Source organism: Polynucleobacter sp. UK-Mo-2m-Kol15 (assembly GCF_018881505.1).
In the GTDB taxonomy this organism is placed as follows: domain Bacteria; phylum Pseudomonadota; class Gammaproteobacteria; order Burkholderiales; family Burkholderiaceae; genus Polynucleobacter.
Window position 1 is genome coordinate 626,961 of the sequence record NZ_JACVQC010000001.1, and the last position, 20,936, is coordinate 647,896.

General features: G+C 43.6%; 18 protein-coding genes. 15 read left to right on the forward strand and 3 right to left on the reverse strand.

Annotated elements, in window-relative coordinates; all coding sequences use genetic code 11:
* Positions 1–142: 142 nt before the first annotated feature.
* Entirely contained in the window at positions 143–1,096 is a 954-nt protein-coding gene (locus tag ICN43_RS03380; RefSeq protein ID WP_216197199.1) for a tripartite tricarboxylate transporter substrate binding protein, read from the forward strand.
* 7 nt (positions 1,097–1,103) lie between these two features.
* Positions 1,104–2,282, forward strand: coding sequence for a 2-methylaconitate cis-trans isomerase PrpF (prpF, locus tag ICN43_RS03385; protein ID WP_216197200.1), 1,179 nt, complete (start codon positions 1,104–1,106; stop codon positions 2,280–2,282).
* Positions 2,283–2,289: 7 nt separating this feature from the next.
* Here prpF and ICN43_RS03390 read toward each other — a convergent pair whose 3' ends face one another.
* Positions 2,290–3,267, reverse strand: coding sequence for a Bug family tripartite tricarboxylate transporter substrate binding protein (locus tag ICN43_RS03390; protein ID WP_370623194.1), 978 nt, complete (start codon positions 3,265–3,267; stop codon positions 2,290–2,292).
* Between the two features lie 190 nt (positions 3,268–3,457).
* Between ICN43_RS03390 and ICN43_RS03395 the strand changes: the two genes are divergently transcribed.
* The 7 genes from ICN43_RS03395 to ICN43_RS03425 all read left to right on the forward strand — a co-directional run bounded on the left by ICN43_RS03395 (position 3,458) and on the right by ICN43_RS03425 (position 10,404).
* Positions 3,458–4,066: a glutathione S-transferase gene (locus ICN43_RS03395; protein WP_216197202.1), complete on the forward strand. Its 609-nt coding sequence runs from the start codon at positions 3,458–3,460 to the stop codon at positions 4,064–4,066.
* Between the two features lie 171 nt (positions 4,067–4,237).
* The gene (locus ICN43_RS03400; protein WP_216197203.1) at positions 4,238–5,281 is read left to right on the forward strand and encodes an Ldh family oxidoreductase; all 1,044 of its coding nucleotides are present in this window, start codon (positions 4,238–4,240) and stop codon (positions 5,279–5,281) included.
* 67 nt (positions 5,282–5,348) lie between these two features.
* On the forward strand, positions 5,349–6,077 hold the full coding sequence (locus ICN43_RS03405) for an ABC transporter substrate-binding protein (protein ID WP_216197204.1): 729 nt from the start codon (positions 5,349–5,351) through the stop codon (positions 6,075–6,077).
* Between the two features lie 200 nt (positions 6,078–6,277).
* Positions 6,278–7,114, forward strand: coding sequence for a class I SAM-dependent methyltransferase (locus tag ICN43_RS03410; protein WP_216197205.1), 837 nt, complete (start codon positions 6,278–6,280; stop codon positions 7,112–7,114).
* 35 nt (positions 7,115–7,149) lie between these two features.
* Positions 7,150–8,496, forward strand: coding sequence for an APC family permease (locus ICN43_RS03415; RefSeq protein WP_216197206.1), 1,347 nt, complete (start codon positions 7,150–7,152; stop codon positions 8,494–8,496).
* Between the two features lie 178 nt (positions 8,497–8,674).
* Positions 8,675–9,649: a tripartite tricarboxylate transporter substrate binding protein gene (locus ICN43_RS03420; protein WP_216197207.1), complete on the forward strand. Its 975-nt coding sequence runs from the start codon at positions 8,675–8,677 to the stop codon at positions 9,647–9,649.
* Positions 9,607–10,404, forward strand: coding sequence for a hypothetical protein (locus tag ICN43_RS03425; RefSeq protein ID WP_216197208.1), 798 nt, complete (start codon positions 9,607–9,609; stop codon positions 10,402–10,404). The genes ICN43_RS03420 and ICN43_RS03425 overlap by 43 nt, the downstream gene beginning before the upstream one ends.
* 57 nt (positions 10,405–10,461) lie before the next feature.
* On the opposite strand, the gene ICN43_RS03430 is transcribed toward ICN43_RS03425, so the two are convergent.
* Positions 10,462–11,376 carry a LysR family transcriptional regulator gene (locus tag ICN43_RS03430; RefSeq protein WP_216197209.1) on the reverse strand — a complete coding sequence of 305 codons (915 nt, stop codon included), beginning with the start codon at positions 11,374–11,376 and terminating at the stop codon, positions 10,462–10,464.
* 104 nt (positions 11,377–11,480) lie between these two features.
* Between ICN43_RS03430 and ICN43_RS03435 the strand changes: the two genes are divergently transcribed.
* From ICN43_RS03435 to ICN43_RS03455, 5 genes are all read left to right on the forward strand, one after another.
* Positions 11,481–13,214, forward strand: a complete 1,734-nt coding sequence (locus ICN43_RS03435) for a CocE/NonD family hydrolase (RefSeq protein WP_216197210.1) — start codon at positions 11,481–11,483, stop codon at positions 13,212–13,214.
* Between the two features lie 61 nt (positions 13,215–13,275).
* Positions 13,276–14,238, forward strand: a complete 963-nt coding sequence (locus tag ICN43_RS03440; RefSeq protein ID WP_216197211.1) for a tripartite tricarboxylate transporter substrate binding protein — start codon at positions 13,276–13,278, stop codon at positions 14,236–14,238.
* A 23-nt stretch (positions 14,239–14,261) separates the two neighbouring features.
* Entirely contained in the window at positions 14,262–15,236 is a 975-nt protein-coding gene (locus ICN43_RS03445) for a tripartite tricarboxylate transporter substrate binding protein (protein ID WP_216197212.1), read from the forward strand.
* 48 nt (positions 15,237–15,284) lie between these two features.
* Positions 15,285–16,463, forward strand: a complete 1,179-nt coding sequence (locus ICN43_RS03450; RefSeq protein WP_216197213.1) for a S9 family peptidase — start codon at positions 15,285–15,287, stop codon at positions 16,461–16,463.
* A gap of 66 nt (positions 16,464–16,529) precedes the next feature.
* Positions 16,530–18,218: a CocE/NonD family hydrolase gene (locus ICN43_RS03455; protein ID WP_216197214.1), complete on the forward strand. Its 1,689-nt coding sequence runs from the start codon at positions 16,530–16,532 to the stop codon at positions 18,216–18,218.
* A gap of 157 nt (positions 18,219–18,375) precedes the next feature.
* Here the strand turns inward: ICN43_RS03455 and ICN43_RS03460 are convergent, their stop codons facing one another.
* Positions 18,376–19,032: a flavin reductase family protein gene (locus ICN43_RS03460; protein ID WP_216197215.1), complete on the reverse strand. Its 657-nt coding sequence runs from the start codon at positions 19,030–19,032 to the stop codon at positions 18,376–18,378.
* Between the two features lie 133 nt (positions 19,033–19,165).
* Here ICN43_RS03460 and ICN43_RS03465 point away from each other — a divergent pair, with 133 nt between their 5' ends.
* Entirely contained in the window at positions 19,166–20,911 is a 1,746-nt protein-coding gene (locus ICN43_RS03465) for a CocE/NonD family hydrolase (protein ID WP_255533404.1), read from the forward strand.
* The last annotated feature ends 25 nt before the right edge of the window (positions 20,912–20,936 follow it).

The following is a 20,936-nucleotide window of genomic DNA, read 5'->3' on the forward strand; positions in this document are numbered from 1 at the left end:
GTCTGGTGATATTGGCTCAGATCTTGTGTCATTGCGGTGCTGAGAATAGATTTTTCTATCTCAATTGATTTTTAATTTATAGTAAGTACAGAACAATCATATTACTTGCCAGACTTTTATAAAACAAGTTAAGGAGACCACCATGAGACTACTGATGACCTTTTGTTTTGCATTGCTAATGCAACTCACTTCTACCGTACAAGCTGCAGAATATCCTACTCGAACTATTCGTATGGTGATTCCCTTCGCTCCGGGAGGTGGCTCAGATGTATTGGGGCGTGCCTTGGCGGATAAGATGTCTGGTGACTTGGGTGTTTCAATCATTGTTGAAAATAAACCTGGAGCTTCCAGCATTATTGGTACAGAAGCTGTAGCGAAGGCTGCTCCAGATGGCTACACCATACTGCTGACGAATAGCGCCATCACTAGTAATCCAACATTTTTTAAGCTGCCCTTTGATACCCAAAGTTTAGTGGCCATTAGCAAGGTGGCTAATGCACCACAGCTATTGGTAGCTAATCCAAATGCTCCTTTTAAAAATTTGAAGGAGTTGCTGGCATATGCAAAAGCAAATCCTGGTAAGGTAACTATTGGAACTGCAGGAGCTGGACAGATTTCTCATTTAGCAGCTGAGCTGCTTGAAAAATCTAGTGGCACTGAAATGACTATGGTGCACTACAAGGGTAGTGGTGGCGCCTTGACTGATTTAATCGGTGGTCAAATTAATATGTCATTTGGAACCGCGCCGGGATTAATGCAGCACATCCGAAATGGTAAGGTTATTCCAATTGCCGTCTCTAGCGCTCAAAGAATGTCAGCACTTCCCAATACACCAAGTGTCTCGGAGGTTTTACCTGGTTATGACATTAATAATTGGTTCGGTATTTTTGCTCCCCCACAAACTCCTAAGCCGATTGTTGATCGTATTTATCAGTCAATTACTAAAGCCTTAGCTATTCCAGAATTGAGCAAAAAATTTACCGAGGAAGGATTTGATATCGTAGCCGTTCCACCAGATCGATTTGATAAAGCGTTTAAGCAAGAGATCGTTTATTGGCAGAAATTTGCAAAAGACAATAATCTCAAGATAGATTAATGCGGATATGAGTTCCCCAAAACAAATCCCGATTCGCGCGATTTATATGCGTGGCGGTACTAGTAAAGGTGTTTTTTTTAATCAGAAGGATTTACCCCTTTGCGCACAAAATCGAGGGCTCGAGCGTGACAAAATCATGCTACGGGTCATCGGTAGTCCAGATCCCTATGGGAAGCAAATTGATGGCATGGGGAATGGCACATCAAGTACGAGTAAGGTGGTAATCATTGGCCCAAGCAATCGCGAGGACTGTGATGTGAATTATCTATTTGGAGCGGTAGCGATTGATGCTCCGGTGGTAGATTGGAGCGGCAATTGCGGCAACCTCACATCTGCTGTTGGTCCTTTCGCCATTCAGGAGGGCTTAGTAGATGCCGGTCCAGACGGATTTAAAACGGTTCGCATCTGGCAGGAAAACTTAGGTAAAAAAATCATCGCTCATGTCCCTGTAAAAAATGGTCAAGTAGTAGAGCTCGGTGACTTTGAGCTTGATGGGGTCACATTTCCAGCGGCTGAGGTTCTATTGGAATTTGTAGATCCAGGGGCTGATGAGGATTCCGATGGTGGTGCAATGTTCCCAACTGGTAACTTTGTAGATGTACTGGATATTCCAGGAATAGGAAAAATCGAGGCTACATTAATTAATGCTGGCAATCCTACAATATTTGTAAATGCTAAATCGTTGGGTTTGTCTGGGATTGAGTTACAAGAAGATGTGAACGGCAACCCTGAATTACTTAAAAAGTTAGAAACGATTCGTGCTCAGGCAACTGTTGCTATGGGTCTAGCTACGACTCCATCCGAGGCAACTGAGAAGCGTCCCCATACCCCTAAACTCGCTTTTGTTGCGAACGCAAGTGCCTATACCGCTTCAAGCGGTAAAGCAGTAAATGAACAAGATATTGATGTGCTCGCCAGAATTATGTCGATGGGCAAACTTCATCATGCGATGACTGGTACAGGCGCTATTGCAATAGCGGTTGCTAGTGCAATACCTGGCACCATTATTAATACTGTTCTAGGGGGTAAATCTCAAGCAAGAGTAAGGTTTGGTCACCCATCAGGAACCCTGGGGGTTGGTGCTGAGGCAAATAATGAATCTGGTGAATGGGTAATTACTAAAGCATTGATGAGTAGAAGCGCCCGCCGCCTAATGACGGGCGAAATCTGGGTACCCGAGATGTAAGGGAGAATTATTCCGCAGTAATGTTTGCGGTTTTAATGACCTTGCCCCATTTTTCACGTTCTGATTTAATGAATCTACCGAAGTTTTCTGGGCTTCCTCCGACGGGTTGGCTTAACCCATCTGCAATCGCTTTTGCCATGTCTGGGTCTTGCAGAATTTCATTAATTGCTTTATTCAAACGAAGCACAATTGCGTTAGGAGTTTTTGCTGGCACCACAATCCCTTGCCAGTTATATGACTCAAAGCTAGGAAGACCGGCCTCGCTCATCGTAGGAACATTGGGTAGTGCTGCCAAGCGCTTCATTGAGGTTACTGCAATCGGTTTAATCTTCTCTGACCTAATGGCTGGGAGGGCTGCATAACCCATCTCAAACATCATGGCTAGATGCCCTGCCATCAAATCTGTGGCTGCAGGCGCACCTCCCTTGTAGGGAACATGGGTTAGTTCAATCTTGGCTTCAGCTTCTAGCATTTCGCCTGAAAGGTGATGTGCACCTCCTTGCCCTGAGGATCCATAGGTTAATTTATTTGGATCTGCTTTTGCGAGAGCGATTAACTCAGCTAAATTTTTAACGGGTAATTGTGAGGATACGCTGAGGACGAGAGGGCTTATCTCCAGCAAAATAACAGGAGCTAGATCTGTAGCGGCATCATAAGGAATGCTCTTCATGAGAATAGGGTTGATTGCCAATGGTGCAAAGCTGCCGCAGCCAATGGTGTAGCCATCAGGGTTCGCTTTTGCAATGATGTTAGTCCCGATCACGCCTCCCGCACCCGCTTTATTCTCAATCACTACAGGTTGCCCTAGCTTTTCAGTGAGCTTACGTCCCAGAAGACGCATACGTGTGTCTGAATATCCACCCGGAGCGTAGGGAACGATTAAGGTGATAGGAGAAGAGGGCCAATTACTTTGGGCTTGTACAGAAGTACTGCAGAGAGCCGCCAGCAACGTCAAGACAGCCGAAAGTGAACGCAACATATTTATAACCTCTTCAAATTATTCTAGGGAAACAGAAAATAGACTTGTGATCCTAAATCATATTCCAAGTCTGTTTTACCCCGCTGAACTTATGGGCGAAACAAATAATGAAACACAATGAGAGGCTGTAGTACCTTCGCCCAAGATAATAAGGGGTTACTTGTAGAGGGTTTGAGCTGGGTTATAAACTAACAGCATGTCACCAATTTTGTATACCTACCGAAGATGCCCCTATGCAATGAGGGCACGTATGGCATTGAAATATGCCGGCATTCAGGTTGAGTATCGAGAGATAGCATTAAGAAACAAGCCGAAATCGATGTTGCTTGCCTCACCCAAGGGAACTGTTCCGGTCTTATGTATTGATGAACTTGTTTTGGATCAGAGTCTGGACATTATGCGTTGGGCATTAGAGCAATGCGACCCAGATGATTGGAGTAATGTTGATGAGGTCGAATCTAGGATATGGATTGAAAAAAATGATGGCCCCTTTAAAGCACTTTTAGACCAATACAAATATCTCAATCGGTTCCCAGATTTGAGGCGGGAAGATGTAGTGAGCGCCGCCATAGAGCTGATGCTGCAACCCATGGAAACGAGACTGAATTCTAGTCATTACTTATTGGGTAATCGGATGTCCTGGGTTGACATTGCCATTTTCCCTTTCATAAGACAGTTTGCCGCAGTTAATCAAATCTGGTTTGATGAGCTAGCATTGGCATCACTCCAGAGCTGGCTCAATCATCATCTTGAATCTGAGTTATTTCATTCTGTGATGGATAAATATTCAACGTGGAGTGATTGAGTATGAGTCAGCCTCATTCTTTGTCTCGCGATTTTCGTGAGCTCCAAGCTTTCTACTAATATTGCAATAGAATTAGAAACCCCTATCTAGGTCAATGATTTAAGCTTGGTATTGATGAAAAGTGTAAATCTTACGGCAGACTTATTTAATAAATAAAAATGACTGAATAACATGACTACTGGCAAGAATGGCAATACTTTAATTTCAGAATCAGAGCTACGGGATCTAGGCAAGCGCGCTTTTCAGAGTCTGGGCTTAAGCGATAAGGATGTTAAAGATGTAGTCGATATTTTGGTCATAGCAGATCTTTTTGGTTTATCGACCCACGGTTTTAGTCGAATTGAATCATATGGTGCCCGTTTGAAGGTTGGTGGCATTAATCCGCGGCCCAATATCACTATTGACCAAGTAGCTCCAGCCATGATTAAAGTCGATGGTGATAATGGTGTTGGCCCTGTAGTGGGTATGCGTACTTTAGAAGCTGCAATGGAAGCAGCAAGTCAGTTTGGCATTGCAGTTGCATTTGCTAGGGGTAGCAATCACTTTGGTCCGATATCACCTTACTCATTAATTGCTGCAGATCAAGGCTTTGCAAGCATCATCGGCAGCAATGCTACAACAACCATTGCGCCTTGGGGTGGCTCCGATGCGCGCCTTGGTAATAGCCCCTTGGGATTTGGTGTTCCCAATCCGGGTGGAAAGCACTTTCTATTGGATATGGCAATGAGTGTGGTGGCACGTGCCAAAATTCGAAATGCTTTCAAGCGTGGTGAACAGATTCCCGATACGTGGGGTACTGATGCAAAGGGCAACCCAACTACGGATCCAAAAACTGCTTTAGATGGATTTCTGCTACCTATTGGCGGTCATAAAGGTTATGGACTTGCGCTGATGGTAGATTTATTTGCAGGGCTTTTATCAAACGCTGGATATTTAACCCATATTCAATCTTGGCAAGATGAACCTGATGAGCCCCAGAATCTTGGCCACTTTTTTATTTTGATTGATACCAAACGACTTGGATCAAGTCAGTGGTTAAGTGAGCGGATGATTGATTTTGCAAATATATTGATGGATAGCCCTCCAGCTGATTCAGATAAACCAGTGATTGTTCCTGGCATGATTGAGTTGGCTAAGCTCGAGCAGCAACGTAAAGCGGGTATTGAGATCAGCACTGAAACATTACAGCTATTGAAGCAATATGCGGATACTTAAAAAGATTCTTCACCCAACTTACTTTGATTTACCTTTTATCCTTTAACTACGATTGGTGTTTCCATTTATGAACGTAACTCAACAACTCATTCAGACGTTTACCCCTACAAAAAAATTAAGAGCGTCTATTAATCTGGGTAACCCTATTCTTGCTAATAAAGATCCTCAAAGCGGTCTTCCATTTGGGGTTTCGGTTGATTTGGCGAAGAATTTTGCCAAGTTATTGGGTGTTGAGCTTGAACTAGTTGTCTTTGATTCAGCTGGAAAATCAGTTGAGGCTGTCACGGCAGAAAAAGCGGACATTGGCTTTTTTGCAGTTGATCCACTCCGTGGCGAGGGTATTAGCTTTACTGCTCCTTACGTCTTAATTGAAGGCGCCTATCTTGTAAAGAATGATTCTTCCATACAGGTAAATCAAGAAGTAGATGATGCAAAAAATAAGGTGGTAGTAGGTAAGGGGAGTGCATACGATTTATTTTTAAGCAGGGAATTAAAACATGCTGAGATCGTCCGAGCGCCTACATCGCCTACGGTCGTTGATGTATTTGTGAGAGATGCTCATGACGTTGCTGCTGGCGTGAGGCAGCAACTTGAAGCAGATATGAAGCGATTTACTGGTTTTAGACTATTGCCAGGTCGCTTTATGGTGATTCAGCAGGCCATGGGCTTACCAAAATCTTATGGCTCTGAGGCGGCAGAACTTTTGAGTGAATATGTTGAGGCAATGAAATCCAGTGGTTTTGTAGCGCAATCCCTAGAGCGGCATTGCATTGAAGGGGCTTCGGTTGCGCCTTGAATGTAAGCAGACTTTTAGCACCCTAGTGTAGTAAATATAAGACGTGTTTTTTAGAGCTAAGCCATTGAAAACATTAGACTCTTACTATTTATCCTGCCGGAATCTCCTTTTTAAATATGAATTCATATTATTTATGCTGTAATTAAAAAAAATCACAATTCTTCACATTTGTAATTCAGTTCTTTTGGTGCCAGATACCTATGATAAAAAAACTTACCTTTATTCTTACCGTCTTAGTCTGTGGAAGTGCTTTTTCCCAAAATGCCTATGATCTTGGTGATCAAAAATACCAACCCAGTCTTGGTCAAAGTGGTAAAGATGTAATCTGGATTCCAACAGGCAATGAGCTTGTAACCAAGATGTTAACAATTGCGAATGTTGGACCCACCGATCTTGTGTATGACCTTGGTGCTGGCGACGGTAAGATTGCGATTGCTGCTGCAAAAGATTTTGGCGCACGAGCAGTTGGAATTGAATATAACGCTGATATGGCCGCGCTAGGACAGAGAAATGCTGAACGTGCAGGCGTAGCAAATAAAGTCAAAATAATTCAGGGTGATATCTTCAAAGAGGATTTTTCTAAGGCAAGCGTAGTAACTCTCTATCTGCTGCCTGAGCTCAATTTTCAATTAAGGCCGACTATTCTTAAAATGAAGCCTGGTACACGCGTGGTTTCTCATGCATTTAATATGGCTGACTGGCAACCCGATGGTGAGATTGATAACCCTGCTAGGGGATATTTTTGGGTAGTACCCGCCTCCGTAGCGGGAGAGTGGGTGTTAGCTAATTTTGACTTGCAAAATAGCGCAATCTTAAGTTTGCAACAAAAGTTTCAATTCGTTGGTGGTAATCTGACTTTTGGCGGCAGAACTCAGCCGATTTTGAATGCGAAACTCAGAGGTGATCAATTGCAGTTTAGTTACGTTGATCGTAACGGTAATTTGACTTCAGTAAGCCTGACATTTAATGAGTCCAAGGTAAAGGGCGTGGAAAATTCTGGTTACATGGCTCGTGAATTTTCCGGCTATCTGCAGTAAAGCATTATTTTAAAAGCGCCCAATTGCTTTAGTGCATGAATAGCCACGCTCAAAAAACGCCGGGACGACTTTTATCGCGATCAGGTGCGATCGCAATCATCATTGGTATCGTCATCGGGGCGGGGATTTTTAAGACGCCCTCCATGATCGCTGGCATTACATCTGACCTTGGATGGATGATGGCGGTATGGCTGGCTGGCTCCCTGATCTCTTTAGCTGGAGCTCTTTGCTATGCTGAGTTAGCTACTATGTATCCGCATGCGGGAGGAGATTATCATTTTCTCAATAAGGCATACGGAAAAAATATTGCTTTTTTATATGGTTGGGCTAAGGCCACCGTTATCAACACTGGCTCGATTGCCTTGCTCGCTTTTGTTTTTGGCGACTACATGACTAAGGTTCTGCCACTGGGTCAATACTCTTCCGTTATTTGGGCGGTTTCGATTATTGTTGCGCTTACTTTAGTGAATTTAGTTGGCATCCACCTTAGTGTCAGCCTTCAAACCTTGCTTACCTTTTTTGAAGTGACTGGCTTGCTAGTGATTATTGCCGCAGGATTTGGCTGGCTTGGATTCCCTTTGCCGCCTGTTGTGCATGAGCCTGCTTTTTCAAGTACGCCTCCCTTAGGCCTTTTGGGTCTCGCTCTTGTTTTTGTATTGCTTACCTTTGGTGGGTGGAATGAATCTGCTTATATTTCGGCAGAAGTAAAAGGGGGTAATAAAGATGTGGTCTTTGTAATTGTCTTTAGCATCATCCTTATTACGATTATTTATCTGCTGGTGAACTGGGCTCTGATCTCTGGTTTGGGCATGGAAAAGCTGGCCAATAGCAAGACGGCGCCTGCAGATCTTTTAGCACTGGCTTTCGGGCCTTTGGGCGAAAAGTTACTTGGTCTTTTTGTTGCTATTGCAGCACTTACCAGTATCAATGCAACGATGATTGTTGGTGCTCGCACAAACTATGCCATTGGTGAAGACTGGGAAGGTCTTCGTTTTATGGGGCAATGGGAAACTGCACGTGGCTCGCCCCATTTGGCCTTACTTGTTCAGTCTGCTATTTGCTTAGCCTTGGTTGGCTTTGGTGCTTTACAGGCCGATGGCTTTGATGCCATGGTCGAATTTACAGCTCCAGTCTTTTGGTTATTTTTATTCTTAGTTGGTGTCGCTGTTTTTATATTACGATTTAAGCATGGTGACGTGAAGCGGGATTTTAGTATTCCACTCTATCCGATAACACCTTTATTATTTTGCGCATCTTGTGCCTATCTCAGTTATTCCAGCTTTGCCTATGCTCATAGCAAAGGGGCTGTATATATTTCGCTTTATGTCATGCTGGTAGGTATAGCAGCCCTTATTTTTTTAAGAGTAAAAAACAAGCGTTAACTCTGCAGTGGATCCTGTATTGCGCGCCTATAAAAACATCTCATTTTAGTAAGCTAAGCAATGACAAAACAATAGTCAGTGAGATACGAATTGTTACAGGGTAAATACTAGCCACTTAAAAGCTTGCTACCATTTAGCCAAATGTAGTGACGATGTTTGTTTATTACCTGGGGATCCGATGCTTAAGAACATATTCCGATTTTTTTTGACATTGTTTACGCTATGTCAAATCACGCAAGCTGTAGCTGCCGACCCATACCCAAATAGACCCATTAAATTAGTGATTCCTTACCCAGCTGGAGGCGGAACAGATTCTTTTGCAAGACCGCTTGCTTTGCAGCTCTCTACGCGGCTTGGTCAGTCAGTTGTCGTTGAGAATCGTGGTGGCGCTGGAGGCAGTATAGGAATGGAGTCTGTATCCAGGGCGCCGGCTGATGGATATACCTTACTGTTAGCACTTACACCTCAGCTCGCTGTCAATGGTGCGCTCTACGACAAAATTCCGTATGACCCAATAAAAAGCTTTTCACCAGTTTCACTGATTGCGGAGGCACCATATTTATTATTGGTAAATCCTACTTTGCCAGTCAATACAACCAAGGAGCTATTGACTTTGGCTAAAGCAGAAAATGGAAAGTTAACCTATGCGAGCTCTGGGAGCGGAAGTGGCGCACATATGGCTGCAGAATTACTCATTAGTATGACGGGAATTCCAATGACCCATGTTCCTTATAAGGGCGGTGGTCCGGCATTATCAGATGTGTTGGCTGGTCATGTGAAGGTTTTATTTGCCCCAGCAGTGAGCTCTTTGCAATATATCCAAACTGGCCGTTTGAAGGCATTGGCGATTACGGGTGATAAGCGTTTGTCTAGTTTGCCAAACGTACCTACTATTGCGGAGTCAGGGGTTCCTGGATATGACTCAACGGTTTGGTATGCCATGCTTGCTCCTGCGAATACGCCACGTGAAGTGGTGGCACGTATCAATGCTGAGCTATTGCAAATATTAAAGGACCCATCCTTTAAATCCATGATGAGCTTAAATGGAATTGAGCCTATTGGTAGTTCACCAGAGGGATTAACTAGCTATATCAATAAGGAGACAATTAAATGGTCGAAGGTCATCAAGAGCGCAGGCATCAAGGCGGACTAACTCCTATTACCCCATGGTTTCAGTTGGGGTACATCATTCCGCATCGTTATACCGATTTAGATTCTTACCAGTTTTATCGTGTTGCGCCAGAAGGTATGATGCTGGTCACCACAGGACTTAATTTAGCCGAGTACACGCTTGAATCTGTAGAGTCGCAAATGCCTGCTTTTTATTCAGCCTTAGACTTATTGGCTAAGAAACCAGTAGATCGAATTTCCTTAAGCGGCGTTCCCGTTGCAGCAGCCCTGGGTAGAAAGCGGATGTTAGCTTTGCTAGATGAAGCTAGAGCTAGGACGGGGTTAGAATGCGATACCGATGCAGAAGCGCACATATCCACCTTAAACCATTTAGGTGTCAAGAAAATTGCAATTGCATCCCGTTGGTCTGATGCTGTTAACGCAGGTCTGATTGCCTATTTAGCTGATGCTGGTATTGAAGTATTGGCCTGCAAGTCTCAAGGTCGATCACTGTCTCAAAATAAGTCGGCAAGTGCTTTAGCCGATCATGAGTTAGCCCTGAAATTAGGGCGTGAGGCGCTCACGCAGGCACCACAGGCAGAGGCTTTATTAATGCCTGGCGGATTATGGTTTGCTATTCACGCGGTTCCCATCTTGGAGGCTGAGTTTGGAAAGCCCGTACTTCTAAATATCCTTAGTACTACTTGCAGCGCATTGCGAGCATGTCCACCAAATCTGAAGGAATTTGCACCCAAGCCGGATCCACGCTGGGGAAAAGTATTAGCTAGCGCTGAGTAATAAATAGAGTGGAGCTAAATAAATAAGTATTCCTTGAACTCAGTTTTTATTGATTTTTTAGATGTTATTAATTTCTAACATCTCAGCCTCAATGATATTTTTTAGCCAAATATGGGAGGCCTGTCGATGTGTTCTTTCGTGCCAGTAAAGTGCAATTCTGATCTCTGGAACATTTAGAGGGATAGGGCGGATTTCAATCATAAATTTATTTTTAATATCTTGCGCTATCTTATTGCCGATACAGGCTAAAAAGTTTGTTTCTGATACTGTTTTTAAAAGGTTAAAAATTGTTTGTACTTCTAGGGCAATATTAATTTTCTCGCCGATTTTTAATGCGGCCTGATCAATCACCATCGTTGATACCCCATTTCGAGGTGCTTCCAAACGTATGTGACGTGAATTAATAAATTCACTTATGGAAAGCTTTTGATTTGGATGCTTATTTTTTTTTGATAGACAAACAAGCTCATCTCTAAACAAAATTTTAGTCCGCAGCATTAAATTGGGTTTTGGCCACCAGCCAAGGCGAAAGTCCAATTCTCCTTTATCCAGCATATTGAATGCCTCGTTTGGATTAGAAGTTTTAAATCGAACTTTAATATTAGGGGCCTCCTGCTCTAAGCGTGCCGCAATTCTTGGCGCAAGATAGTACTCCACAAACTCCGGGCACATTATTGAAAATGTTGCTTCTGAGGTCAATGGATTAAAAGAAGCTTCTGATCTATTTAGGGCATCGACTCGATGAAGGATTTCCTGGATTTCAATGTCTAGGGCTATTGCGCGGCTGGTTGGAGTCATGCGCCCATTCGATCGAATAAGCAAGGGATCCTTGAATGTTTCCCGTAGCTTCTTGAGTGCCAAGCTTACTGTGGGCTGACTGAGTCCTAAATCATTCGCTGCCTTAGAGACATTTTGATGCTTGATGAGCGCTACGTAGCAGCTCAGTTGTTGCAAATCAACATTTTTATTCATATTTTAAATAGTAACTATTTATATTATTGGTATACATATTAGCCCATTAGTCCTAAGCTTTCAAAAAAGAAGTTTAAAAACTGATTTGATACATGGAAAGAAATATGACAAATATCACTAAAGCAGTCTCAGCCGATACTTATGAAGGCCCCATTTCTAAACCCCAAGATTGGGGAATGATTATTGAGCGCGATGTGGCAATCCCATTGCGAGATGGCGGTATTTTGTACGCAGATATCTTCCGCCCAGATACATCTGCAGAAACATTTCCGGCATTAATGAATATCAGTGTCTATCAAAAAGACAAACTGTGGATCCCCCCGGATGATTTGGAGGAGGATGCTAACCCATACATGAATTGGGAAACGGTTAATCCACTATGGTGGGTCCCCAGAGGTTATGCTTGTGTTCGTGTAGATTCTCGTGGTACTGGAAAATCCCCTGGAAAATGTGAGCCAAGCTCTTATCAAGAGGGAGTGGATTTTTATGACTGTATAGAGTGGATAGCTGAGCAGAAATGGTGCTCCGGTAAAGTGGGTACGATGGGTATTTCATATCACGCTAGTTGCCAATGGAGGGTGGCTAATTTGCAACCGCCTTCGCTAAAGGCCATCATCCCTTGGGAGGGAAGGGCTGATCAATATCGCGATCAAGCCTATCATGGCGGCATATTCTCCAGCGGCTTTGTGGTGAATTGGATTGCTACGCATACCGCCCACCACCTTTTGGGGCGCGCTAGAAAAAATAATCCAGATGCATTTACTCAAGATATGCTGTGGCAATATCTCAGCCATGATTTGGATTCGGAGTGGTGGCGACTGAATAGCGCCCGTTGGGATCAAATTACTGTTCCGCTATACAGCGTTGGTAATTGGGGTGGATGGGCTCTTCATCTTCGCGGTAATACCGAAGGGTATACCAATGCTGCCTCTAAGAACAAAAAATTGCGTATTCATACGGGTACGCATTTTCATCCGTTCCACTCAGAAGAAGGAAAGCTTGATCAGCTTCGCTTCTTAGATTATTGGCTCAAGGATATTGATAACGGAATCATGAAAGAGCCACCGATTAAGTTAGAAATCAGAACTGGTGGCAGTACCAAGTCTTATCCTTTCCGCTATGAACATGAGTGGCCGCTAGCAAGAACCGAGTGGACGAAGATGTATCTACAAATAGAGCGCGAGCCTTCAGAGATTGAGGCTAACGTTGAAGGTTCTTTGGTAAAGACACCTCCAGCAAAGCTGGGTAAATTAAGCTACTCAACCAGTGGTGCCACTAAAGCCGGTGTGGCTTCAAGCTCTTCACTAGCAACAACTCACGGTAGTAGTGCTAGAACGGGCGTGTCTTTTAAAACCGCTCCTATGACTGAAGATTTTGAAATTACCGGCCCCTTAATGTGTAATCTGTGGGTATCCAGTACCTCAGAGGATATGGACATCATGATTACTTTGCGTAATATTGGGCCTGATGGTAAGGACGTCAATGAGGTAGGTCAGCATGGTCAACCCATTCCATTGACTAAGGGATGGCTGCGTGCCTCACATCGCAAGTTAGACCCACAAAAAACACTGCCATATCGCCCTTACCATTCGCACAATCAGAGGTTATGGCTGGAGCCTGATGTTCCAGTAGAGTGTCAGATCGAAATTTGGCCAACCTGTATTGTGCTTCAAAAAGGCCATTCCTTGAGGGTTGATATTCAGCCTCGTGATGGTGTTGGTAGTGCGCCATACACACACTTCCATTGTGATTACAACGCTGGCGCTGTTAATACCATTTATTCTGGCGGGGACATGGAATCGTATTTACTACTGCCAGTCATCCCACAAAAGTCTTAAATTTAGAATGGTGGCGAGATAAATGAATTCATTTTTTAGATATGCTATTTGTAGAAAAACTTTGTTCATTTTAAGTGCGCTGTTGATTGCTCAGGTTGCCTATGCGCAAAATAAGCAGAGCCAATGGCCAGATCGTCCGATCCGGATGATCGTTCCATTTTCTGCTGGCGGTCCAATTGATATCGTTGCGCGTCGAGTGGGGCAGAAGTTGAGTGATGCACTCAAAACACCAGTTGTTATTGATTACAAGGCCGGTGCAAATGGCTTAATTGGTGCAGACTATGTGGCTAAGGCTGCCCCAGATGGCTACACCATGTTAATCATGACAGGCTCTTTTTCGGCTAATGCAGCGCTGTACAAAAAATTACCTTTTGATCCGATCAAAGATTTTGCACCTATTAGTCAGGTATATCGTACTTATGGGATGGTGCTCGTCGTCAATAATGACCTGCCGGTAAACTCTCTTAAAGATTTGATTGCTTATGGCAATGCCAATCCAGGCAAGCTTAGTTATGGCTCAGGTGGGTATGGTAATGCCTCGCATTTAGTGGGCGAGCTTTTGAATGTACAAACAGGCCTTTCCATTTTGCATGTGCCATATAAGGGTCTGGGCCCCGCATTTAATGAGGTGGTTGCTCGCCAGGTGGATATGACTTATATCTCGACAGCGACTGCAGCAAACGGAATTAAAGAGAATATTGTGAAAGGGATTGCTATTAGCGGTACTGCCAGGTCACCAGCGATTCCTAATGTGCCAACCTTCACAGAGGCTGGCGTCAAGGGGGTTGATCAAGTTTTTGGCTGGTCTGGATTATTTTATCCAGCTGGCACCCCAAAGCTAATTGTAGATAAAGTACAACAAGCCTTAGCTAGAGTGCTTAGTGAACCTGACATGAAAAAACAATTTGATGATTTAGGCATTATGCCGGTTGGATCAAGTTCAGCCGAATTTTCAAAGTTTGTAACTCAGGATATTGAATTACAAGCGCAATTGTTTAAAACAGCGAATATTTCTCAACAGTAGCTACTAAAAAAGAGGGTAAGAATATGAATATCAAAAATAGATTCTTTGTGTTCAACTTTTTTATTGCGTTATATGCGTGGAGTTCATTATGTGTTGCGCAAAATTATCCGAATCGCACAACCAAAATTATTGTTCCTTTTGTTGCGGGTGGCCCAACTGATGTGCAGGCGCGCTGGGCAGCCCAGCAATTAAATATGGTGCTTGGGCAAACCTACATTGTTGAAAATCGAGTAGGCGGTGGAGGTGTTCCTGGAGTTGAGTCAGTTGTGAAAAGTCCGGCCGATGGCTATACCTTGCTTGCAGGTAATCCAGGACCACTTACTGTAGCGCCTGGTGTGAAAGCCAATATGCCTTATCAAACCAGCAAGGATCTCGCTCCCATTATGTTGATTGCGCGCACTGCAAGCTGCCTAAGTGTTCATCCGAGTGTCCCCGCTAACAATGTAAAAGAATTCGTTGCATATGTGAATGCTAATCCCGGTAAGGTGAACTATGGTTCTCCCGGAGTTGGAACAGTTGGGCATTTATCCATTGAATTATTTGCTACACAAGCAGGTATTAAGATTAACCACATCCCCTACAAAGGGGCGGCGCAATTTCAAAATGATTTAATTGCCGGTCATATCCAATTGGCCCAAATACAGCTCGCAAACTGCATTCCCTTGTTAAAGCAAGGCAAGATTAAGACGATTGGCCTTACTGCAGATAAGCGTAATGCTTTGGCCCCAGAAATTCCAACAATTGCTGAGCAAGGATTACCCGGGTTCCAGAGTTATAACTGGAATGGATTGCTTGCACCTGCAGGCACTCCAAGTGCCATTATTGACAAACTTCATTCTGTTTTGAGTAAGCAATTGGCATCCAAGGAGAATCAACAGCTTTTTATCTCACAAGGATTTGAGCCTAGCAATTTCACCCCAGAAGAGTTTGCTAACTTCATTCTTTTAGAGACTGAAAAGTGGGCCAAAATCGCTAAGCAGGCTGATATTAAAGAATAGAGCATAGTTATTTGCTGATTGTCAAAATCAAAATATAAGGAAATCATCATGGCAGAGAAAAAAGATCCCCCATATTTTATGTACTTCCCGGATAACTATCGCTGGTCAGCGGCATTTATCAATATGTTGAGTGCCGCCCCTTATGGCGGATCAGAAATTGGTGAACTACACAAGATTGGTGTCAAGCTAAAAGGCAAAGCCGGGGATGACGATGAGGCTTGGTTTAATGCTTGCACTGAAGTTGCAGATGGTGTTTCTGAATACGCAGACCGCTGGGCTAAGGAGGGCAACAATACTTCAGCTGCCCATGCTTACCAGCGAGCAGCAAATTACTATCATATGGCTGAGCGATTTCGTACTCCTAAAGATAAAAAGGCACTTGATGTATACCAGCGTGGTATCGATGCATTCCATCAATTTATCAAGCTAAGCGATTACGAGATTGAGATTGTCGAAATTCCTTTTGTCGATGGTAGTTTGCCTGGATACTTTGTACATCCTCAGAAAAAAATTGCTGAAAAATCTCCTTGTGTCGTGTACTTTGATGGTTTAGATGTAACCAAAGAAATCCAGTTTATGCGCGGCGTTCCAGATTTAATTAAACGTGGATTTTCAGTATTGGTTATGGATGGTCCTGGAACAGGTGAGGCCATTCGTTTCCGTAATCATTATTTGCGTCATGACTATGAAGTTGCTGGAAGTGCTTGTTTAGATTATCTAGAAACTCGCAAAGACGTTGATCCCAAGAGAATAGGCATTGTGGCCATTAGTCTAGGTGGCTACTATGCGCCACGTTGTGCTGCAATGGATCATCGCTGGGCTGCCTGTATTGCGTGGGGCGCACAATGGGATTATTACGAAACGTGGAAGAAGCGTATTGACGCTCAATTTAAGCTTTCTTTATCTGTGCCTGGACATCACATCAATTGGATTCTTGGGGTTGATACCTTAGATCAAGCACTTGAAACACTCAAGCCATTCAATCTTGATGGCGTGATGCAAAAAATGGAATGTCCTTTCCTGTTGGTACACGGTGCTGAGGATGAGCAAATTCCATTGAGTGATGCCCAAAAACAATATGACGCCTGTGGATCAAAAGATAAAACTCTGAGGGTTTATACCGCGGAGGAGGGTGGCTCGCAACATTGTCAACGCGACTACTTAACTTTGGTAGTAGCGGATATGTGGAATTGGTTTGAAGATAGACTTATTAAAAATCTAAAGTAGAGCGAACCTATAAAAGTAGCTCAATTAATTTAAATAGCCAATAACAAAAAAAGTTCTGGAGACAATATGAGTACAACTACAGCTGCCATCTCGCAGCCGATAGATCACGGCATGATCGTTGAGAAGGATGTAAAAATTCCTTTACGCGATGGCGGCTATTTGTATGCAGATATTTTTCGTCCAGATTCAGCAACGGAAAAATTTCCCGCTATTGCTAACATCACTGTCTATAACAAAGATAAGCTATGGATTCCACCAAGCGATCTGGAGGAAGAAGCTAATCCTTATATGAACTGGGAGGCCGCCAATCCGATGTGGTGGGTTCCACGTGGCTATGTTTGTGTGCGTATTGATTCGCGTGGTACTGGCAAGTCTCCGGGTCGATGTGAGCCTAGTTCGTATCAAGAAAGTGTAGATTTTTATGACTGTATTGAGTGGTTGGCAAAGCAAGAGTGGTGCTCCGGAAATCTTGGTACATTGGGCATCTCTTATCATGCTGCCTGCCAATGGCGCTTAGCCAATCTGAACCCTCCATCTCTAAAAGCCATCATTCCTTGGGAGGGTCGCGCAGATCAGTATCGTGATCAGGCCTATCATGGCGGCATTTTTTCAATGGGATTTTTGGGTAACTGGATTAATCAGCATATGGCACGCCATTTGCTTGGACGTACCAGAAAATACAATCCAGATTCATTCTCTCCAGATATGCTTTGGCAATATTTAAGCCATGATTTAGACTCGGAATGGTGGCGTATGTGTAGTGCCCGCTGGGATCAAATTAAGGTACCCGTCTATACAGTGGGAAATTGGGGTGGATGGGGATTACATTTGCGAGGTAATACCGAAGCCTACTTATGTGCAGCCTCTAAACATAAAAAATTACGCATTCATACTGGAGATCATTTCCGCCCATTTCACTCGAATGAGGGAAAAGTGGATCAATTGCGTTTCTTTGATTATTGGCTCAAAGGGATGCAGAACGGCATCATGGATGAACCCCCGATTAAATTGGAGATTCGAACTGGTGGCAGTAAAAAGCCCTATGCATTCCGTTTTGAAAATGAGTGGCCTTTAGCTAGAACGCAATGGACGAAGATGTATTTCAGCATTGAGAATGAGCGCTCTCCTGATGAGGAGCATGCGGAGGGTCGCTTAGTCACCGAGCAAGTAACAACCGCTCGTCAAATTAGTTATAGCGGCAGTAATCCAAATAAGGCTGGTATTGGTTCTGGATCTTCTGCGCCTGGAATTGGAAGATCCGGAATTTCCTTTGTTACCGATCCAATGGCATACGATACTGAAATTACAGGCCCGCTCATGGCTAATCTTTGGGTCTCGAGTACAGCCGAAGACATGGATGTAATGGTTACTTTGCGCAACATTGATCCAGATGGAAAAGAGGTGTTTGAGCTTGGGCAACAGGGACAACCAGTTGTGCTCACCAAGGGATGGCTACGAGCTTCACATCGTAAGCTAGACCCACAGAAATCATTGCCGTATCGCCCTTACCATGCTCACAATGAAAGATTATGGCTAGAACCTGATGTTCCCGTGGAATGTCAGATTGAAATTATTTCTACCTGTATTGTTTTGAAAAAAGGCCACCAATTGCGAGTTGACATTCATGCTCAAGATAGCGCCGGCAGTGGAAACTTTACTCATTTTCACGCTGACTATAATGAAGAGGCGATTCATACCTTTTATGCGGGTGGAGCAATGAATTCCTACATTCTTTTGCCGATTATTCCCTCCTAAGTAAATGAATTAAAACTCTTTTTATCTATTCCGGATTTTTGCATGCCCACCGAATCTGCAGGAGTGTGCTCCAAAGTCAGATCCATGGTGGGGGAGAGGTTTAGCAAGTGCAGGAAAGTGGGTAGAGATATATTGCTTTGAGTTAATCGGTCATTCATTAGGAGTCAGTTTTGATTTCTCCGGCCCTTAGACCCAAGCTATGGATCTCTTCCACACTGGGTATCGCTTTGGTATATCGCTCACCTAGCCAAGCATAATGATCGCCAAAAAGGCGAGCTATCGGAGAGTATTTTTCTGGAATGATCCGCTTGGTAATTGGGTCTAGGAGCTCATCTTTAATATGAATCGATTTTATTCTTCCAAGAACTAGCGCTCTTCTTTCAGTTAAATCAATAATCTGAAATAGTTCGCACTCTAGACAGGCAGGTGCTTCAGCAATTCTTTGTACACCAACAGTCTTGCTATCCACCAGGGTAACGCCAGCGTAATCAATTTCACTTTCATTTGATGGAAGTTCAGCGGAGGCAATATGCATTGCGCCAATAATTGAAGAATCAACCATATTGATAACGAATTCTTTTGTATCCCTTATGTTTTGAAGTGTGTCCTTAGACCCTCCGTTTGACTTTGCTCCAATTCCTAATATTGCAATCGCAGGATCCTCGGAGAAGACATTAAAAAAACTGAAGGGGGCAGCATTACATAAACCACTTTGATCTTTGCTGGTTACAAGCGCTACAGGCCTTGGAATAACTACAGCTGATAAAAATTTATACCGCTCTTGAGTGCTTAATTCTTCTATCAATAAGTCCATCTGCAAAGACTCCTGTTGTAGGGATAAGTTACTGTTTTTAAGTTTATTAGGTTAGCATCAAATTTTGCTATGCAACTTTCTTAAAAACATATATATTTATTTCATAATAAAAACCCACCTGCAGGAGACAAAGATGGACGCACTAAAATCAGAAATTAGGGATGGTATGCATATTGATTGGGATATGCCTATCGTGATGGACGATGGCCTTGTTTTGCGGGCTGATATTTTCCGCCCCACTAGAGCTGGCAAGTTCCCTGTAATTCTGTCTTATGGCCCATACGGAAAAGGCCTCGCCTTTCAGGAGGGCTATAAAACTGCATGGGAAATTATGGAGCGTGAAAATCCTGATGTGATTCGGGGGTCAAGCAACAAATACCAAAATTGGGAGGTTGTTGATCCGGAGAAATGGGTTCCCGATGATTATGTATGTATCCGAATTGACTCACGTGGAGCAGGGAGATCGCCAGGTTTTATGGATCATAACAATGCACGCGAGACTCAAGATATTCATTTGTGTATTGAATGGGCGGCTAAGCAAAAATGGAGTAACGGGCGCGTTGGTATGAATGGTATTTCTTATTATGGAAGTAACCAATGGCGAGCTGCAGCAAGCAAACCAAAACATTTGGCAGCTATCTGTGTATGGGAAGGCTGGAATGATAACTACCGAGAATCAAGTCGTCATGGTGGAATTGCCTGCTCCTTCAGAAAAAATTGGATGGAGATGCAAGTCAAAACAGTTCAACATGGTGTGGGTGACAGGGGCAAGAAAAGTGCTGTTACTGGAGAAACTGTCTGCGGACCAGAAACTCTGCCTGAAGCTGAGCTGCGTAAGAATGTAGATGATGTCTGGAAGCGCGTCATGGACAATGAGATGATCGGTGACTGGTATGAGGAGCGTACCGCGAATTTGGATAAAGTGGATATACCGGTTTTAAGTGCTGCAAATTGGGGAGGTCAGGGGCTTCATACGCGTGGCAACTTTGAGGGTTTTGTGCGTTCAAAGTCTAAGAATAAGTGGTTGGAGGTTCATGGTGGTTCACATTGGGCGCCTTTTTATACGGATTATGGCGTTGCTTTGCAGAAGAAATTTTTTGACTTTTATCTCAAAGGCAAAAAGAATGGCTGGAATAAAACTCCGCCAGTTTCTCTATTGGTTAGAAGCCCTGGGGAGAAATTTACCCTGCGTAATGAAAATGAATGGCCGCTGAAGAGGACTCAATGGACCCCTTTATATCTTGATCCCAACCAGAAAACATTTTCTCAATTGCCTTTAAAACAAGAGGCAAAAATTCAATATGACATGATGGGTAATGGCGTTACATTTGCCTTCCCACCACAGACTCAAGAGGTTGAGTTAACTGGCCCAATGGCTCTGAAGTTATTTATCTCTTCATCAACTGTCGATGCCGATATATTTGCTATCGTGCGCGTGTTTGATCCCAAGGGTAAGGAAGTCTTATTTCATGGGGCGCTGGATCCAAAGACTCCAATTGCGCAGGGTTGGCTTAGAGCATCCCATCGCAAGTTGGACAAGAAGAAAAGCTTGCCTTATCGTCCTTGGCACAGTCATGACGAAAAACAACCCTTAACCCCAGGTGAGATTTATGAATTAGATGTTGAGATTTGGCCTACTTGTATTGTTGTTCCCAAAGGCTACAGTATTGCCCTCTCGATCCGAGGTCGTGATTATGAGCATGATGACGCAGCAGCTGTGTTATCCAACATGAAGCACCCTATGAAAGGTTGCGGACCGTTCACGCATGATGATGAGCAAGATCGACCACCAGCTATTTTTGGAGGCAAGGTAACTTTACACATGGGTCCAAAGCATCAGGCAAGATTGTTAGTGCCGGTTATTCCAAAGAAAAAATAATTTTTAACAAGGTGAGGGAGGCTTT

What these genes read in the sequence shown, in the direction of transcription:
- ICN43_RS03380 (WP_216197199.1), top strand. Translation starts at nt 143, where the DNA reads ATGAGACTACTGATGACCTTTTGTTTTGCATTGCTAATGCAACTCACT.
- prpF (WP_216197200.1), top strand. Translation starts at nt 1,104, where the DNA reads ATGAGTTCCCCAAAACAAATCCCGATTCGCGCGATTTATATGCGTGGC.
- ICN43_RS03395 (WP_216197202.1), top strand. Translation starts at nt 3,458, where the DNA reads ATGTCACCAATTTTGTATACCTACCGAAGATGCCCCTATGCAATGAGG.
- ICN43_RS03400 (WP_216197203.1), top strand. Translation starts at nt 4,238, where the DNA reads ATGACTACTGGCAAGAATGGCAATACTTTAATTTCAGAATCAGAGCTA.
- ICN43_RS03405 (WP_216197204.1), top strand. Translation starts at nt 5,349, where the DNA reads ATGAACGTAACTCAACAACTCATTCAGACGTTTACCCCTACAAAAAAA.
- ICN43_RS03410 (WP_216197205.1), top strand. Translation starts at nt 6,278, where the DNA reads ATGATAAAAAAACTTACCTTTATTCTTACCGTCTTAGTCTGTGGAAGT.
- ICN43_RS03415 (WP_216197206.1), top strand. Translation starts at nt 7,150, where the DNA reads ATGAATAGCCACGCTCAAAAAACGCCGGGACGACTTTTATCGCGATCA.
- ICN43_RS03420 (WP_216197207.1), top strand. Translation starts at nt 8,675, where the DNA reads ATGCTTAAGAACATATTCCGATTTTTTTTGACATTGTTTACGCTATGT.
- ICN43_RS03425 (WP_216197208.1), top strand. Translation starts at nt 9,607, where the DNA reads ATGGTCGAAGGTCATCAAGAGCGCAGGCATCAAGGCGGACTAACTCCT.
- ICN43_RS03430 (WP_216197209.1), bottom strand. Translation starts at nt 11,376, where the DNA reads ATGAATAAAAATGTTGATTTGCAACAACTGAGCTGCTACGTAGCGCTC.
- ICN43_RS03435 (WP_216197210.1), top strand. Translation starts at nt 11,481, where the DNA reads ATGACAAATATCACTAAAGCAGTCTCAGCCGATACTTATGAAGGCCCC.
- ICN43_RS03445 (WP_216197212.1), top strand. Translation starts at nt 14,262, where the DNA reads ATGAATATCAAAAATAGATTCTTTGTGTTCAACTTTTTTATTGCGTTA.
- ICN43_RS03450 (WP_216197213.1), top strand. Translation starts at nt 15,285, where the DNA reads ATGGCAGAGAAAAAAGATCCCCCATATTTTATGTACTTCCCGGATAAC.
- ICN43_RS03455 (WP_216197214.1), top strand. Translation starts at nt 16,530, where the DNA reads ATGAGTACAACTACAGCTGCCATCTCGCAGCCGATAGATCACGGCATG.
- ICN43_RS03460 (WP_216197215.1), bottom strand. Translation starts at nt 19,032, where the DNA reads ATGGACTTATTGATAGAAGAATTAAGCACTCAAGAGCGGTATAAATTT.
- ICN43_RS03465 (WP_255533404.1), top strand. Translation starts at nt 19,166, where the DNA reads ATGGACGCACTAAAATCAGAAATTAGGGATGGTATGCATATTGATTGG.